The following is a 13,661-nucleotide window of genomic DNA, read 5'->3' as shown; positions in this document are numbered from 1 at the left end:
ATATATGCATATCTTGGTGGATCGGCACCCTGACGCCCCTGGTAATGGCAGTCTGGCGACGAAGCACCAATCCGGGACCGTACTCGAACCACCCGCTCCGTGCGGACTGCGGTCCCGTTGGGAAAGGGACGACGTCGCCATGGCAGATCACCTGGAAGCATCCGTCACTCTGCCGAGCGATCCCGCCTCGGTCTCCGCGGCCCGGGCCTACGTGGTCTCCACCCTGGCGGAGTGGGGACTGCCACCGGAGACCGAGACGGCCGAGACCATCCGGCTGATCGTCTCCGAACTCACCACCAACGCCGTACAGCACACCCTGGGGCAGTCACCCACCTTCCGGGTGGACATCGAGCTCGACCGTGACGAGCACCTGCGCATCGGGGTGACCGACAGCCATCCGCGGTTCCCCAAGCGACTGCCGGCCGCCGTCCAGCAGGACAACGGCCGGGGGCTGGTCATCATCCGCTGGCTGACCGCGGAGTGCGGCGGCAAGCTGAGAGTGCGGCCCACGCGGGAGGGTGGCAAGACCGTCTCCATCGAGCTGCCGTGGACGGTTCCGGCGGAGCCGGTGTCGGCTGCGGGCAAGTCGTAGCGGTCCGCTGGTTCCGCGGAAATGGGTTGTGTGTTGTCTGCGGGTCCGTTGTGGCTGGTCGCACAGTTCCCCGCGCCCTTGAAGGGGCTTTCAGGGGTGTCCGGCCCGGCCGAAAGTACCGCGCAGCAGCGCTCGGAAGGCGTCCGCCGCAGGGGCCCTCTCGGTGCTGCGGTAGGCGACCGAGATCGTACGGCGCAGGCTTCCGCCCTCCAGCGCGCGCACCCCGACCGGTGTGACCGACGTGCGCGCCACCATCTCCGGTACGACCGCGACCCCGAGCCCCGCGCTCGCCAGTGCGCACACCAGGAGGTACCCCGGCGTCGGGACCCGTACCGAGGGCGTGGCCCCGGCCCGGGTCAGCAGTGCCTCGACGTCCCGTCGGGCCGGAGCGTCCGGCGCCATGCTGATCAGTGGCTGGCCGGCGAGCTCGGCCAGCGGCAGCCGTGCGGTCCCGCTGGTGAGGGCGTGGCCCGGAGCGGACACCAGGACCAGCTCCTCGACGAGGATCGGCTCGATGCCGACGGAGGACGGCAGGGGGACCGGGTCGCCGGGCTCATAGGCGTGGGTGAGGGCCAGGTCGACCTCGCCGGAGGCCACGGCGGTGACACCGGCCGACGGTTCGTAGTCGGCGACGGTCAGCTCCACGTCCGGATGCGCCCGGCGGAAGGCGCTGAGGGCGGGCGGCAGCAGATGGATGCCGGCGGTCTGGAAGGTACCCAGGCGGAGCGTCCCGCCCGACAGGCCGGTCAGCCGGGCCAGTTCGTGCCGGGCCTGCTCCAGTTCGTCGAGCACCCGGCGTGCCCGGGCCACCAGCAGCTCACCCGCACCCGTCAGCCGGGCCCCGCGGTGGTGCCGTACCAGCAGGGCGGTGCCCGCCTCGCGCTCCAGCTTGGCCAGCTGCTGGGAGAGCGCAGGCGTGGTGTAGCCGAGCCGCTCGGCGGCCCGGGTGATCGAACCCGCCTCCGCGACCGCCACCAGGGCGGCGAGGCGGGTCGGGTCGTACATAGCGGCTCCTGTCTGGCTGGACCCGTGCCGGCCAAGCCTTAAGCAACGCTTTAGGCCAACCTAGATTATCCGAAATACCTACTGAAGGCTTCCGCGCGGCACGCTTGCGGCATGGATGCTCAGCTCATCGCCTTCACCGGGGTCTCGGCCGGCCTGGTCGCCATGCCCGGGGCGGATTTCACCGTCGTCGTACGCAACGCCCTCGTCTCCCGCCGGGCCGGCATCGCCTGCGCGCTCGGGATCGGCGCCGGGCTGCTGATCCATGTGACGCTGGCGGTGGTGGGAGTCGCCGCGGTGCTGGCCGCCGTGCCGGCGCTGTTCCGGGCGCTCCAGGTGGTGGGCGGCGCCTATGTGCTGTACCTGGGTGTCCAGACGCTGCGGCAGCGGCATACCGAGGTGGCCGACACTCACGGGGACTCCACCGTGCGACCGCTGCGGCAGGGCTTCGTGACCAACGCCCTCAACCCGAAGGCGTCCCTGACCTTCCTCAGCGTGCTGCCGCAGTTCGTGCCCGCGGGCGCTCCGGCGCTGCCCCGGACGCTGCTGCTCGCCCTGATCGTCCTGGCGATCGCCATGGTGTGGTTCCAGGTCGTCGCCCTGCTGGTGGACCGGCTCGGCCGGTGGCTGCGCAGGCCGCGGGCCGCCCGGGCGGTCACGCTCGTCACCGGCGCCGCACTGACGGCCTTCGGCGTCGCGCTCCTCGCCGGGCCGCTGTCGGCCCTCTGAGAGCCTGAGGCCCCGGGAGCGGTGACGGCGTGTCAGGTCGCCGTCACCGCCCCCGGGAAGGTCACTTGACCCGGCCGTACCAGACGCTCCTGGTCCAGATCTTCTGCAGCCGCACGACATCCCCGCTCTTGGGGGAGTGCCAGATCCTTCCCTTCCCGGCATAGATGCCGACGTGGTAGACGTTCGACCCCGAGTGGAAGAACACCAGGTCTCCGGCCTTGCGGTTGCCGGCGGAGATGTGGCGGGTCTTGTTGTACTGCTGGGCCGCCGTACGAGGCAGCTTCTTGCCCGCCTTCTTGTACGAGTACAGCGTGAGCCCGGAGCAGTCGAACCTGTTCGGCCCGGCGGCGCCCCACTTGTACGGGGAGCCCTTCTTCGAGGCCGCGATCTGAAGTGCCTTCGTCGCCGGCGTCGCGGCTTCGGCCTCGGAGGCGAAGCCTGGGGCGATGACGGTGCCGCCCACTGCGGCCAGGGTGAGAGCCGAGGCCGTACCGGCCCGGACCATGAGCGACGGGACACGATTGAGCGCAGTCATGCGCAACCCTTCGTCAGCCGCCTGTGAAGGATGACCTGTCGGATTCGGGCTGGCGAAGTTGCCCGGCCGCGTTGCCACGGCTTCACCCCAAGGGTTGCTCGGCTCGAACGAACGTCCGCTCCGGCGACCCGTCTTGCTTGGGTCCTCCACTCCTGCCGATCCACTCCGTCGACCGGTCGTCCGGGCGGCGGCAGGACTCGGCGTCCGCCCGGATCGCCCCGCCGTTGTGGCGGGGGCTTGTCGTCAGACAGGGATCTTGACGCACGGATGAGCGAAATACCCAACGGAATCGGGGATTTGTGGGGTTACTCACCACTCACCCGTTCGGGTGGACGCCCTCGTGTCCGGGCAGATGTCCAGATGCCCGAGGAGCCCCGGACCAGCGACGGAACACCCAATTCCGCCTTGCGTCGATGCCTGTTGCGCAAGCTCGGCGGGCGCGCAATTGGAGACGCGACTACGCCGAACGGGGGTACGCCGTTTGGTCCGTTTCGGCGTGGATCCGGACGCCTCGTCGAAGGGTCGAGGCATCCGGAATCGGTCTGCGTCGGGTCGTCAACTGTCGGAGCGCGGTGGCACCGTGACACGAGCCGTGCGGCGCTCTCCGTCCAGCACGCGCAGCGCACGCGCCAGCGTGGGAGCGTGCAGCTCCGTCTCGCCCCGCTGGTGCATCAGCGCCAGCGCGTCCCGGAGCTCGGCCGCCTTGCTGACCAGCGCCTGGGCGGCACGCAGTCCGCGGTAGGTGTCGCCGTACTGGGCCGGATTGATCCGGCCGAGCAGGTCGACCACGTCGAGATAACGGTCGATCAACTCCCCCTCCGCGCGGGTCAGCGCGGGCAGCGGCGGCAACTCGGGTGGGAGCACCGGCCGATCACCTCCCCGTGGGCGGGGCGAGGGTGGCCTTGCGACTGGGGATGATCCGGTCCACCAGCCCGTATTCCAGTGCCTCCTGGGCGCCCAGGATCTTGTCCCGCTCGATGTCCCGGCTCACCTGCTCACGGCTGCGCCCGCTGTGCCGGGCGAGCATCTCCTCCAGGCGCGTCCGAATGCGCGTCAGTTCGTCGGCCTGGAGGGCCAGATCGCTGGCCTGGCCCTCCACCGGCTCGGGCAGCGACGGCTGATGGATCACGACCCGGGCCCCCGGCAGCGCGAACCGCTTGCCCGGGGTACCCGACGCGAGCAGCACGGCGGCGGCCGAGCCGGCCTGGCCCAGGCAGATCGTCTCCGTGTCACAGGTGACGTACTGCATCGTGTCGTAGACCGCCGACATGGCGCTGAACGAGCCTCCGGGCGAATTGATGTACAGCGAGATGTCCCGGTCGGGGTCCCTGTGCTCCAGGTACATGAACTGGGCCATCACGTCGTTCGCCGAGATGTCGTCGATCGGCGTGCCGAGAAAGACGATCCGTTCCTCCAGCAGCTTCGAGTACGGGTCCTGTGTCTTGGTGCCGTAACTCGTGCGTTCGGTGAACTCGGGCAACGCATAGCGGGCGGACGGGCGGGTCATGACTCACGCTCCCTTAGCCGGGGTGCCTGTAAAAAATGTACAGGACGTACATGACGTAATGTAGGGAGCATGGTCTAGTGATCCAAAAGAAGCAACAGGTCAGAGCGGCTTTCCCGGTTCGATGGGAGCAGAAAATCTCACAACATCTCACACGCGGCTGAGGGCTACGCGGCGTCCTCGCCGCCGAAGCCGAGCAGGGCCGACAGGTGATCCGACGCCACGCGCAGATCGTCGGCGGAGGGGCGGACGTAGACCCGCTTGGTGAAACTCGCATTCACGTGCCCGGCCCACGCCGCCAGGACGACGTCCGGCACGCCGTTGACGGCCAGGAACGTCAAGCACGAGTGCCGCGCGTCGTACAGGCGGACCCTCCGAAGCCCCAGCTTCTCGATCAGCGCGTAGGCGTGCTCGCGAAGGTGCCTGGTGTTGAGCAGCAACCCGTGCGAGTCCACGAAGATGTGACTCGTGGGCGCACAGTTGTACCAGGACCCCTGGGCCGCCCGCTCAGCCTCCTGGACGGCTCGGAACGCCAGCAGCGCCGTGTGTACCGGACTGGGAAGGGGCAGCGTCCGCTCGCCAGCCTCCGTCTTGGTGTCCTTCTCCACCACCTTCGCATTGCCGATCATCGTCCGTGTGTTGGCGATACTCAGGCTCCCCGCCTCCAGGTCGATGTGCTCCCACTTGAGGCCGGCGACCTCGGCAGGGCGCAGCCCCATCAAGCTGAGCAGCAGGGGTGCGAACAGGCGGTCGTCCCGGATGCCGACGAGGAACTCCTTCACCTCTACGACGTTCCACGGCTCGGGGCGGGGGTAGTTGCGCCTGTCTTCCTTCCTGGCCCTGCGTGGAATGTTGACTTCCTGGGCGACGTTCAGGTGCACGATCTTCTTGGTGACAGCCCGGTTGAGCGCCTCCTTGAGGCGGCCGAGGATCCCTTCGACCGTGCTGGGCCGCAGTCCAGTACCGGGCTTCCCTCCACGCCTGCGGGCCGCCACGAGCAGCCAGGCGACCATCGACTCGACGTCTTCCTCGGTGAGGGCCTGGAGCCGCAGGTGCCCCAGATAGGCGTGCACGTGCACGAGCGCATTCCTGTACCCCGTGATCGTGCTCTCTTCCAGGTCGCGAGCCTTCATCTCCAGCCAGGTGTTGATCCACTCGGACACCGTGACCTCGCTGGGCGCGATGAAGGTGCCGGTGGCCCTCTGGTTGATGATGCGCGCGAGTTCGGCCTTCGCCTCCGTCAACCCGTTCTTGGTTACGGTCAGTTGGTTCCGTTTCAGCACCGGTTTACCGGTCGCCTTGTTGATGATCACCTCGCCGGTGACCTCGTCCCGCTTCGGCTCGTAGCCGATGTCGACCACGAAGCGGTACCGGACGGCACCGCTTCCCAGTACGACCTTCTTGATCTCTGGCACTGGCTCCTACTCCTTGGGGTGGGTTGGGGTCATCCGCCTCCCGCGAGGCAGGCCGCGAGGTCCAGGACTGGCCAGAGGGCCAGCGCCAGACACAGCCCGGATCTGCCGGGCGACGGGGACGGCGTGGGATCTACTGGTGGCTCAGGTGTGGAGGGCGCGGGCGAGGGCCTTCCGGTGGGCGGGCTCGGCTCGGCGCTGCCCCCCGATGATGCGCTACCGGCGGGCGTGATCGGCACGGAAGACATACCGCCGTCGGCGGTTGCCCAGGAGGCGCTGCCGGCAGTGGTGGACGCGGCGCTGTCGGATGCTGGCGCCATGGGGCTAACGGCGGCTGGCGGTCCGTTGGTTGCTGGTGGACTGCCGGTCGCGCTGGGTGCAGGTGTGGAAGGTGGGGCGACGCTTACGGTCACTGTCGCGGTCGGTGCGGATGACCGCGGCCCGCGTTTGTCTGCTGGCCACTGGGTGGCGATCAGCAGGGTGATGGCGGTCGCGACTGCGGCGGCGCCCACGGCAGCTGCTGTCCACTGCCCGCGGGGGGTCTGCAACGCGTTCCGTACGGTGCCACCGAGGGCCACCATCGCAGCGGCGAGCCCTCCGATGTAGAGACCCAAGTGCCTTTTTCGTCGGACGGGTTGCGGACCTGCTGGCGGTGGTTTGGAGGCTGCTCCGTTTGCTGCTCGTACGGCGGGTTGGTCGGGTGCGTCCTGGAGGGCGCGGAGTATCCATTCGCTGTTGCGCTCGGCACGCATGTCACTGAGCTGCCGGGAGAGTTGCCTCCCCCGCCGGAAAAGCAGCGCAACGAATATCAAGTTTGCGAAGCCGAGCCCAGCCGCGAGAACGATTCCGATCATTCTCGTCCCCTGTGCAGGTGGGTCTCGGTACCTCGCACAGGTCGGCGCTTCTGTGCGAGGTACACACGATGCGACAGAAGTTGACCATTGGTGACCAGGTGAACGCGGTTCGTAGCCGAAACGTTACTTTTAGGTACCTGTGCGTGAAGCTCGCCCCTCTGCTGGATGCTCAATCGGCAGCTCGGGAGGGGGGTCTCCCCTCTCGTCGAGCTCGCCAGCCTCGACACGCTCGGCGAGCCTGCGCAGGGCGGGCCCGCGGTCGCGCGCCGGGAGCTGGCCAAGCATGTCGACGATGATGCGCTGCCGCTCGGGGTCCAGGGCGTCCAGAGGGTCGGGCAGGCTGGCCGTCTGCCCGGCGTTCTGGATCTGGATCTCGCGCAGGATCTGCGCCGCATCCTCCCGGCCGGCCTCAACGAGCCTGCCAGGGGTAACGCCGACCGTGTACGCCATGTGCGCCAGCGTCTTGGGGAGCGCCTTCACGGGGTCGGATTCACCGACCTTGCCCTTGAAACCCTTCTCGATCTGACGCCAGCGGAAGCCCTTGATGCGGACGGGTGTCCGCTCGGCGGCTTCTTCGGGACTGAGGCCGCGCGCCTGCCGGGCGAGACGGATGAGGTCTGCCTCGGGCGGCGGCTTGGGGGCGCCGTGCTCGGGCGAGCTCATGGCTTGAGTCCTCTCTACTCCTGTGAACTTTCGTCAACTTCAGTCAACTGTCCCAGAGTCGAGGCGGGGCCCCAAGCCGTGAACCCCTCCACACGACTCCTTCACAAACGGGGTTCTACTTTCCGCTACTTACTACTTGACTGGCTTCTACTTTCATCTACTCTTGAGGTATGTCACCACCCACTCAAGACCCGAACCGCCTCAGACGGCGACGGATCGAGGCGGGCCTGAACAAGCGCGAGCTGGCCGCTGGGGCCGGGATCCACCCGTCGTACGTCACATGGCTCGAACGGGGAGAGCGCAACGCATCGCCCAGAGTCCTCATGCGCATCGCCAGGACCCTCCGCTGCCAGATCGCCGACCTGATGCCCCCGCAGCAGAACGACGACCAGGCGGAGGCCTCCTGATGGCCGCCGAAGTCCCGACCCTCGACGAGATCCGAGCGTGGCCCGCGACGGTCAGCGTGCCGACGGCGGCGACCGCGCTCGGCATCTCCAAGACCTACCTGCACGCCCTGATCAAGCGGGGCGACGCCCCGGTCAAGGTCCTGCCGCTGGACGGCCGGCACCGCGTCATCACCGCGTCGCTGGTCCGCCTGCTGGAGGGCTCCTGATGCGGGCTCGCCGCCGAGGCCTCCTCGGCTGGCGGTGCCCGACCTGTGAGCACCGGAACCCGAAGCACCGCATGGAGTGCCGGAAGTGCCGGCGGGATCGCCCGCTCGGCGCCTGATCCACCCCTGAACGCGCCGAAGGGCCGCCGGATGCGACCCGACGACCCCGCGACTCGGCGCCTCCACCACAGAGAAAGCAGAGGTCACCGTGACCACAGAGATTACCGAAACGCCTGCCGAGAACGGTGTGAGCGTCCGGCGCCGGAACTACATGAAGGCTCTGTCGCTGGCCGAGCAGATCATGAGCGAGACGGGCCTGTTGCCGACGAACTTCGACGTCAAGGTCCCTGCGTTCGCGCCGAACGAGCCGGAGCTCCGCTTCTACTTCCACCGGGACGTGGCGGGCCTGCGGCAGTTCCGGGACGGCCAGATGCTGACCGAGTCCATGGAGACCCGGGAGGACGGCTCGGTCTACATCGAGGCGACGCGCGAGATCAGCGGCGTGCACGTCGAGGCGTGGACGCTGTTCCCGGCCGACGCGTCGGCTGAGGCCGCTGAGGCGGTGTCGGCATGACGATCTCGCCCCTCGCCCTCGCGGCGAAGAAGGTGATCGAGGCCGCGTGGCTGCATGGCCCGTCGTACGACCTCGCGTCGCAGGCCGCGTTCGCGTTGGAGTCGGCGCAGCTGCTCCAGTCACCGGAGACCGCCGCCGACACGGAGCAGCTGCGGGCGAAGTACACCGAGGCTGCGGCCACAGTCGCTCAGCTGGTGCTGGAGCGCGGCGAGCGGATGAAGGTCGAGAACGCGCTGCGGGACCGCGTCGCCGAGCTGGAGCAGCAGCTCGCTGCGAAGGACCACCCGGTTGACGAGGACCCCATCGCGTACGCGCTGACCGAGAAGGCCGCGGACGTGACGCCTCGCGTGCGGGGGCTGCGTGAGCTCGTCGCCGGGCAGCGCGCCGCCCTGGAGGACCCGCACGACAGCCCCCTGCACCACGGCTACCGCGTCGGCCGGGACCTCCCGGAGGTGCAGCGATGAGCCGCCATGTGATCGAGCTGGCGTTGGCCCGGTACTACCGGCGCGACACCGACCCGCAGGTATCGGCCGCCCGGCTGCTCGCGGAGTACGACGCTGACCGGGCCCAGTTGGAGCAGGCCGCTGTGGAGGCGCGCGCCGTCCTCGCCGCCCTCTGCCACGACCTCGACGACCCCGGAACCGCAGCTCTCGGCGCCTTGTACCTGCTCCAGCAGGTCACCGTCGGGACGCCCATGCAGCCGGGCGAGGCCGTACCGATCGTCTACCGGGCGTCGCACGAATCGATCCCCATGGGCCTGTACACGAACCGGGCGGCCGCGCGAGCGCAGTGCGAGGCAGAGGAACGCCGCACGTGGTCGAAGGGCACGGCTCTCACCTTCACCTGGACCCCGGACGACTCGGACCCGCTCAGCCCCGAAGAGCTGTCGGTGGTCGAGGGGCCCGACGAGGAGTCCATGACCGGCTACGTCGTGACGCCGGTGACGGTCGCCTCCGAGTATGACCCGGAGGCCGACGAATGACGACGACCGTGCAGGCCGGGGAGCAGTCCCCGGCCGCCGGCCCGGTCACCCCGACCGGCCGGCTCCTCCTGCACCACACCGCCGCGCGTGACGTGTGGTTGGACGCCCGCCGCCAGGGCATCGGCTCCAGCGACCTGCCCGCCGTGATGAACCTCAGCGGTTTCAAGACCCCGCTGCACGTCTTCCACGACAAGCGCGGACGCCTCCCGCACGACGACGAGTTCAGCGAGGCCGCCCACTTCGGCGTGCTCTTCGAGGAGCCCCTCGCCCGCGACTGGGCCCGCCGCAACCGGACCGTCGTCGAACCGGTCGGGCTGATCGCGAACGCCGACGAGCGCTGGCAGATGTGCACCCTGGACCGGCTGTGCACCGAGTGCCCGCTGGACCGGTCGCAGAGGTCGCTGTGCGCGCTGGAGGTGAAGACCCGCAACGCGTTCGTCGCGAAGCTCTGGAATCAGGGTCCGCCGGACGACGTCCTCGCCCAGGTGCTGTGGCAGATCCTCGTCACCGGCCTGGACCACATCCACGTGGTGTGCCTGATCGGGGGCCAGGACTACCGGCAGTACACCGTGCGCCGCGAAGAGCACGTGAAGCTCGTCGCGTTCCTGCACGCCGAAGCGTCCCGCCTGTGGCACGACCACATCGTTCCCGGCCGGGCCCCGGCTCTGTCCGGCGAGGAGCCGCCGGACGCGCTGATCGAGCTGTACGACCGCCTCCACCCCGACCGCCAGGGCGTGACGGTCCTGGACCGCGACCTGGACGCCGTCGACGCCATGTCCGAGTACATGGAGGCCGCCGCCCTGGAGAGCCAGGGCAAGCGCCGGAAGGCGGCGGCCAAGGCCAAGTTGCTCGGCTCCCTCGGCAGCGCCCAGGCCGCCGTACGGCACGACCGGCCCTTCTTCTCGATCGAGCAGTCGTTCCGTAAGACGCCTGATCTGGCGCGCCTCGCCGAGGAGTTCCCCGAGGCCTACCGCGCGTGCGTGGAGGACAAGCCCCACGACCGCATCGCCATCCCCAAGCCCGTGCGCGAGGAGTTCACCGCATGACGTCCCTGACCGAGCGCGCCGAGCAGCACGCCATCGGCGACCAGCCCGCGGCCCCGGCCGCCACCGAGTACGCCCCGCCGGCCGCTGGCGAGCGGCTGCCGGACCTCGACTTCGAGGCGAGCGAGGAGTATCCGGCCCCCGCCATGGTGCCGGTGCACATCGCGTGGCTGCGCGTCCGCAACGACGTGCGGGCCGTCGCCAAGAGCGACCGGCACATGGAGTACGACCAGAAGAGCGGTCGGCAGAAGGAGAAGTACCGGTTCCGTGGCATCGAGGCTGCCCTCAACGCCTTCGGTCCCGCCACGCTCCGGCACGGCATCACCGTGATGGCCGTCGACATGGAGACGTCGTATCGCGACACCAAGTCCAGCCGGGGCAACCCGATGCGGGAGTGCACGGTCGTCGTGACGTGGCAGGTCCTCGGCCCGAAGGGTGACAGCCTGCCGCTGCTCAAATCGGCCGGCGAGTCCCTCGACTCGGGCGACAAGGGCACCGCGAAGGCGCAGTCCCTAGCGCTGCGGGCGCTGCTGTTCAACACCGGGATGATCCCGACCGGCGACCCGGAGCCCGAGGCCGCCCAGGTGGAGCGGGGTGACGCCCCCGTCCGGTCGGCGAAGGACTACCGGGACGAGATCGTCAACCCGGACACGTCGCTCGGCCGCCTGGAGCAGATCAGTTACGAACTGGGCAACGCCCGCATGCTTCACGTCCTGGTGCAGAACGAGAACGGCGACGAGGAGACCCTCGACGCGCTCGGCAGGCGGCACTACCAGGAGCGTCAGGCGCCCCGCCAGCAGGGCGGTGAGGCGTGATGTTCGTCCGCCGCAGCACGTACAACGCACTCCAGGCCGCGTACCAGCGCGTCATCGCCGAGCGGGACCAGGCCGTCAACCTCGCCGCCGAGCGGCTGACCACCGTCACCCGGCAGGCCGAGAAACTGACCCGCCGCGACGACTGGCACCCGACCACACCGGTGCGCGAGCCGCAGCCCCCGCAGGGCGACGCCGAGCTGCGCCGCCGCCTCGACCTCGCCGAGCGGGCCCGCCGCTTCCTCGACGAGCAGATCCTCCCGCTCCAGGCCGCGAACGAGGCGATGGCCGCCGAGCTGCGCGACCTCCGCGAAGGATCGGAGGCCGGCGCATGAGCCCGCTGCACAAGCTCCTCGATCGGGTCCTGCCGCCGAGGGGCGTTCACCGTGGGCCCCGGGCGGGGTCGGTGCCGGAGCGCATCGAGGTCCCGCTTGACGATCTCCTCGGCCCCCGCTCCTGGTACACGACGCCGACCGTGACGGACGTGCCGCCCTGCGGCGTCCTCACGCAGGCGTGGCGGCCCTGCTCCGGCCCGTGCGACGGCGAGATGCCGTCCGTGCTGCACCCCGACGGCTCGCACACCTGCGGCCACTGCTTCACCACCACCCGGCCTGAGGGGGACTCGTGAGCGCCTCGCGCCAGCACCCGGACACGCTGCCCAACGGGCTCAGCTGGGCTGACCGCGCCGCCTGCCGCGGCTACGACTTGGAGCTGTTCTTCTCCGAGGCCGCGGCCAACGTCGCGTACGTCAAGCGGATCTGCAAGCGGTGCCCGGTCCGTGAGGAGTGCCTCGCCGAAGGCCTCCGCGCGGAGGACGGCTGCCGGTACGGCATCTACGGCGGGCTCACCCCCGCCGAGCGCACCGAGCTGGCCGCCGAGTCGCTGCGTTGGCAGGCCAAGGAACTGCTCCAGGCGCCCCCGAAGCCGCGCACGGGCCGGAAGCCCGCCAAGTGCGGCACCCGGTCCGCCTACCAGCGGCACGTAAAGAACGGGGAGCCGATCGACGACGCGTGCCGGGCCGCGAACACCGCCGCTGACAACCGGCTGCGGCGCACCGGCACCACGAAGGTCCTGAGGTGACCGGCCAGGAGGGGAGCGGCGGCCTGGAGCTGCCGCTCCTCGACTGGCGCTCCCCAGACCACTGGTCCTGGACCGAGAAGCCCTGCCGCTACTGCGGCAAGCCGACCCAGATGCGCGACTCCAAGCGGAAGCCCGCGCACAAGCTCTGCGCCGAACACGCCATCGCCCAACAGGCCGCCGAAGCGACCGACGCCTACCAGATCGGAAACTCCAAATGAGCCGACAAGTCCGCCCCGTCGGGCCCCTCAACAAGACCGCGCTCGGCGAGGTCGTCGCCGCCACGCTCGGCGTCAGCATCGACGACGGCCACCAGGCCGTCGCCGCGGTGCTCGACACGATCGCCCGCACCGTCGCCGCCGGCCACACCGTCACAGTCACCAACTTCGGGACCTGGGCGCCGAAGAACCTCCCGTCCCGCATGGCGTGGAACCCGCAGACCGGCGACCCGGTGGTCGTGGAGGCCGGCGCGAAGCTCCGCTTCCGCGTCTCACCACAGCTCCAGGCCGCCGTGAAGGCCAACGACCCGGACGCCGCGGTCATCACCAAGCGCCACCGCCGCACGTCCGGGGGTGCTCGATGACGACCGCCAACCGCGCCCCGGTCCTCAAGGGCACCCAGCGCAAGGAAGTCGCCGACCGCGCCGCCGAGTTGTACGTCCAGGGCTGCACGATCCAGTCCACGGCCCGGCAGATCGGCCGCTCGTACGGCAGCACCCGCGACCTGCTCCTGGAGGCTGGCGTCAAGCTCCGGCCCCGTGGCGGCACGCGCACGCGCTTCGGATCGGCGGACCGCTGATGGACCACGACCGCCTGTACGAGCTGACCATGCGGGCCATCGGCTGCGCCCTGGACGGCAACGCCGCGGGCGCCAGCGACGCCATGGTGGAGATCGGCCAGAACGGCACCTGGCACAACGTGTACGGCGCGTGCTGCGCCTTCGCCGAGGTCGGCAAGGCCGCCCTGGTCAAGTTCTACGGCGACCAGGCCCCTGACGCCTCCCAGGGCGGCATGTGGGCCATGCAGATGCTGCCCGGCAAGTCCCCCGACCCGGCCGAGGTGTTCGCCACCCGGTTCATCGTCGCGTACGCCAACGACGACAAGGACACCGCGATCGCCCTGTTCCGGGGCGCCCTGGAGTCCAGCGACGAGGAGTACGTGTCCTCGGTCGCCCAGCTCCTGGCCACCGCCGCCAGCCTCGCGAACGGCGCCCTCGCCCACATCCGCGCCCGCGAGTAGCCGCGCCTCGGGGCGGTCCACCGCGGGCCGCCCC

Annotated in this window: 22 protein-coding genes and 1 riboswitch; of the genes, 16 read left to right on the top strand and 6 right to left on the bottom strand. The window is 69.9% G+C overall.

Translation table 11 applies throughout. From position 1 onward, the window contains the following. Positions 1 to 139 precede the first annotated feature (139 nt). Positions 140 to 592 (top strand): ATP-binding protein, encoded by a 453-nt coding sequence (locus BLU79_RS03270; RefSeq protein WP_093904020.1) that lies wholly within the window; start codon positions 140 to 142, stop codon positions 590 to 592. Positions 593 to 682: 90 nt separating this feature from the next. On the opposite strand, the gene BLU79_RS03265 is transcribed toward BLU79_RS03270, so the two are convergent. Further along, complete coding sequence (locus tag BLU79_RS03265) at positions 683 to 1,597, bottom strand: LysR family transcriptional regulator (protein ID WP_093904019.1); 915 nt, start codon at positions 1,595 to 1,597, stop codon at positions 683 to 685. Positions 1,598 to 1,708: 111 nt separating this feature from the next. Between BLU79_RS03265 and BLU79_RS03260 the strand changes: the two genes are divergently transcribed. Continuing rightward, positions 1,709 to 2,323 carry a LysE family translocator gene (locus BLU79_RS03260; protein ID WP_093904018.1) on the top strand — a complete coding sequence of 205 codons (615 nt, stop codon included), beginning with the start codon at positions 1,709 to 1,711 and terminating at the stop codon, positions 2,321 to 2,323. A gap of 61 nt (positions 2,324 to 2,384) precedes the next feature. Here BLU79_RS03260 and BLU79_RS03255 read toward each other — a convergent pair whose 3' ends face one another. The 5 genes from BLU79_RS03255 to BLU79_RS03235 all read right to left on the bottom strand — a co-directional run bounded on the left by BLU79_RS03255 (position 2,385) and on the right by BLU79_RS03235 (position 7,291). Then, positions 2,385 to 2,858 (bottom strand): C40 family peptidase, encoded by a 474-nt coding sequence (locus tag BLU79_RS03255; RefSeq protein WP_093904017.1) that lies wholly within the window; start codon positions 2,856 to 2,858, stop codon positions 2,385 to 2,387. Positions 2,859 to 2,861: 3 nt separating this feature from the next. Continuing rightward, positions 2,862 to 3,071, bottom strand: a riboswitch (cyclic di-AMP (ydaO/yuaA leader). 342 nt (positions 3,072 to 3,413) lie between these two features. Next, positions 3,414 to 3,722: a hypothetical protein gene (locus BLU79_RS03250; RefSeq protein WP_093904016.1), complete on the bottom strand. Its 309-nt coding sequence runs from the start codon at positions 3,720 to 3,722 to the stop codon at positions 3,414 to 3,416. 7 nt (positions 3,723 to 3,729) lie between these two features. Continuing rightward, complete coding sequence (locus BLU79_RS03245; RefSeq protein WP_093904015.1) at positions 3,730 to 4,365, bottom strand: ATP-dependent Clp protease proteolytic subunit; 636 nt, start codon at positions 4,363 to 4,365, stop codon at positions 3,730 to 3,732. 164 nt (positions 4,366 to 4,529) lie between these two features. Continuing rightward, positions 4,530 to 5,777, bottom strand: a complete 1,248-nt coding sequence (gene xerC / locus BLU79_RS03240; protein WP_093904014.1) for a site-specific integrase — start codon at positions 5,775 to 5,777, stop codon at positions 4,530 to 4,532. Between the two features lie 980 nt (positions 5,778 to 6,757). After that, positions 6,758 to 7,291 carry a hypothetical protein gene (locus tag BLU79_RS03235; protein WP_177000837.1) on the bottom strand — a complete coding sequence of 178 codons (534 nt, stop codon included), beginning with the start codon at positions 7,289 to 7,291 and terminating at the stop codon, positions 6,758 to 6,760. 170 nt (positions 7,292 to 7,461) lie between these two features. Here BLU79_RS03235 and BLU79_RS03230 point away from each other — a divergent pair, with 170 nt between their 5' ends. The 14 genes from BLU79_RS03230 to BLU79_RS03165 all read left to right on the top strand — a co-directional run bounded on the left by BLU79_RS03230 (position 7,462) and on the right by BLU79_RS03165 (position 13,627). Beyond that, positions 7,462 to 7,698 carry a helix-turn-helix domain-containing protein gene (locus tag BLU79_RS03230; RefSeq protein WP_093904013.1) on the top strand — a complete coding sequence of 79 codons (237 nt, stop codon included), beginning with the start codon at positions 7,462 to 7,464 and terminating at the stop codon, positions 7,696 to 7,698. Then, positions 7,698 to 7,904, top strand: a complete 207-nt coding sequence (locus BLU79_RS03225; protein WP_093904012.1) for a hypothetical protein — start codon at positions 7,698 to 7,700, stop codon at positions 7,902 to 7,904. The genes BLU79_RS03230 and BLU79_RS03225 overlap by 1 nt, the downstream gene beginning before the upstream one ends. Before the next feature lie 205 nt (positions 7,905 to 8,109). Then, positions 8,110 to 8,475, top strand: a complete 366-nt coding sequence (locus tag BLU79_RS03220) for a hypothetical protein (protein ID WP_143052448.1) — start codon at positions 8,110 to 8,112, stop codon at positions 8,473 to 8,475. Beyond that, positions 8,472 to 8,939 (top strand): hypothetical protein, encoded by a 468-nt coding sequence (locus BLU79_RS03215; RefSeq protein WP_093904010.1) that lies wholly within the window; start codon positions 8,472 to 8,474, stop codon positions 8,937 to 8,939. Before BLU79_RS03220 ends, BLU79_RS03215 begins: the two co-directional genes overlap by 4 nt. Beyond that, entirely contained in the window at positions 8,936 to 9,457 is a 522-nt protein-coding gene (locus tag BLU79_RS03210; protein WP_143052447.1) for a hypothetical protein, read from the top strand. The genes BLU79_RS03215 and BLU79_RS03210 overlap by 4 nt, the downstream gene beginning before the upstream one ends. Then, positions 9,454 to 10,503, top strand: a complete 1,050-nt coding sequence (locus tag BLU79_RS03205; protein ID WP_093904008.1) for a YqaJ viral recombinase family nuclease — start codon at positions 9,454 to 9,456, stop codon at positions 10,501 to 10,503. Before BLU79_RS03210 ends, BLU79_RS03205 begins: the two co-directional genes overlap by 4 nt. After that, positions 10,500 to 11,315: an ERF family protein gene (locus BLU79_RS03200; RefSeq protein ID WP_256333117.1), complete on the top strand. Its 816-nt coding sequence runs from the start codon at positions 10,500 to 10,502 to the stop codon at positions 11,313 to 11,315. Before BLU79_RS03205 ends, BLU79_RS03200 begins: the two co-directional genes overlap by 4 nt. Then, a complete protein-coding gene (locus BLU79_RS03195) occupies positions 11,315 to 11,647 on the top strand; it encodes a hypothetical protein (RefSeq protein ID WP_143052446.1) in 333 nt (110 codons plus the stop codon). Before BLU79_RS03200 ends, BLU79_RS03195 begins: the two co-directional genes overlap by 1 nt. Further along, on the top strand, positions 11,644 to 11,940 hold the full coding sequence (locus tag BLU79_RS03190) for a hypothetical protein (RefSeq protein ID WP_093904006.1): 297 nt from the start codon (positions 11,644 to 11,646) through the stop codon (positions 11,938 to 11,940). Before BLU79_RS03195 ends, BLU79_RS03190 begins: the two co-directional genes overlap by 4 nt. Continuing rightward, positions 11,937 to 12,392 (top strand): WhiB family transcriptional regulator, encoded by a 456-nt coding sequence (locus BLU79_RS03185; RefSeq protein ID WP_218137759.1) that lies wholly within the window; start codon positions 11,937 to 11,939, stop codon positions 12,390 to 12,392. The genes BLU79_RS03190 and BLU79_RS03185 overlap by 4 nt, the downstream gene beginning before the upstream one ends. Next, on the top strand, positions 12,389 to 12,610 hold the full coding sequence (locus BLU79_RS03180) for a hypothetical protein (RefSeq protein WP_256333116.1): 222 nt from the start codon (positions 12,389 to 12,391) through the stop codon (positions 12,608 to 12,610). Before BLU79_RS03185 ends, BLU79_RS03180 begins: the two co-directional genes overlap by 4 nt. After that, positions 12,607 to 12,972 carry an HU family DNA-binding protein gene (locus tag BLU79_RS03175; RefSeq protein WP_093904005.1) on the top strand — a complete coding sequence of 122 codons (366 nt, stop codon included), beginning with the start codon at positions 12,607 to 12,609 and terminating at the stop codon, positions 12,970 to 12,972. The genes BLU79_RS03180 and BLU79_RS03175 overlap by 4 nt, the downstream gene beginning before the upstream one ends. After that, on the top strand, positions 12,969 to 13,187 hold the full coding sequence (locus tag BLU79_RS03170) for a helix-turn-helix domain-containing protein (protein WP_093904004.1): 219 nt from the start codon (positions 12,969 to 12,971) through the stop codon (positions 13,185 to 13,187). Before BLU79_RS03175 ends, BLU79_RS03170 begins: the two co-directional genes overlap by 4 nt. Next, positions 13,187 to 13,627: a hypothetical protein gene (locus BLU79_RS03165; RefSeq protein ID WP_093904003.1), complete on the top strand. Its 441-nt coding sequence runs from the start codon at positions 13,187 to 13,189 to the stop codon at positions 13,625 to 13,627. Before BLU79_RS03170 ends, BLU79_RS03165 begins: the two co-directional genes overlap by 1 nt. Positions 13,628 to 13,661: the final 34 nt, after the last annotated feature.

It is taken from the genome of Streptomyces sp. cf386, assembly GCF_900103585.1.
Taxonomy (GTDB): Bacteria; Actinomycetota; Actinomycetes; order Streptomycetales; family Streptomycetaceae; genus Streptomyces.
Note: the sequence above shows the minus strand (reverse complement) of the source record. Positions and strands in the feature narration are given on the sequence as shown.

What these genes read in the sequence shown, in the direction of transcription:
- BLU79_RS03270 (WP_093904020.1), top strand. Translation starts at nt 140, where the DNA reads ATGGCAGATCACCTGGAAGCATCCGTCACTCTGCCGAGCGATCCCGCC.
- BLU79_RS03265 (WP_093904019.1), bottom strand. Translation starts at nt 1,597, where the DNA reads ATGTACGACCCGACCCGCCTCGCCGCCCTGGTGGCGGTCGCGGAGGCG.
- BLU79_RS03260 (WP_093904018.1), top strand. Translation starts at nt 1,709, where the DNA reads ATGGATGCTCAGCTCATCGCCTTCACCGGGGTCTCGGCCGGCCTGGTC.
- BLU79_RS03255 (WP_093904017.1), bottom strand. Translation starts at nt 2,858, where the DNA reads ATGACTGCGCTCAATCGTGTCCCGTCGCTCATGGTCCGGGCCGGTACG.
- BLU79_RS03245 (WP_093904015.1), bottom strand. Translation starts at nt 4,365, where the DNA reads ATGACCCGCCCGTCCGCCCGCTATGCGTTGCCCGAGTTCACCGAACGC.
- BLU79_RS03235 (WP_177000837.1), bottom strand. Translation starts at nt 7,291, where the DNA reads ATGAGCTCGCCCGAGCACGGCGCCCCCAAGCCGCCGCCCGAGGCAGAC.
- BLU79_RS03230 (WP_093904013.1), top strand. Translation starts at nt 7,462, where the DNA reads ATGTCACCACCCACTCAAGACCCGAACCGCCTCAGACGGCGACGGATC.
- BLU79_RS03225 (WP_093904012.1), top strand. Translation starts at nt 7,698, where the DNA reads ATGGCCGCCGAAGTCCCGACCCTCGACGAGATCCGAGCGTGGCCCGCG.
- BLU79_RS03215 (WP_093904010.1), top strand. Translation starts at nt 8,472, where the DNA reads ATGACGATCTCGCCCCTCGCCCTCGCGGCGAAGAAGGTGATCGAGGCC.
- BLU79_RS03210 (WP_143052447.1), top strand. Translation starts at nt 8,936, where the DNA reads ATGAGCCGCCATGTGATCGAGCTGGCGTTGGCCCGGTACTACCGGCGC.
- BLU79_RS03205 (WP_093904008.1), top strand. Translation starts at nt 9,454, where the DNA reads ATGACGACGACCGTGCAGGCCGGGGAGCAGTCCCCGGCCGCCGGCCCG.
- BLU79_RS03200 (WP_256333117.1), top strand. Translation starts at nt 10,500, where the DNA reads ATGACGTCCCTGACCGAGCGCGCCGAGCAGCACGCCATCGGCGACCAG.
- BLU79_RS03195 (WP_143052446.1), top strand. Translation starts at nt 11,315, where the DNA reads ATGTTCGTCCGCCGCAGCACGTACAACGCACTCCAGGCCGCGTACCAG.
- BLU79_RS03190 (WP_093904006.1), top strand. Translation starts at nt 11,644, where the DNA reads ATGAGCCCGCTGCACAAGCTCCTCGATCGGGTCCTGCCGCCGAGGGGC.
- BLU79_RS03175 (WP_093904005.1), top strand. Translation starts at nt 12,607, where the DNA reads ATGAGCCGACAAGTCCGCCCCGTCGGGCCCCTCAACAAGACCGCGCTC.
- BLU79_RS03170 (WP_093904004.1), top strand. Translation starts at nt 12,969, where the DNA reads ATGACGACCGCCAACCGCGCCCCGGTCCTCAAGGGCACCCAGCGCAAG.
- BLU79_RS03165 (WP_093904003.1), top strand. Translation starts at nt 13,187, where the DNA reads ATGGACCACGACCGCCTGTACGAGCTGACCATGCGGGCCATCGGCTGC.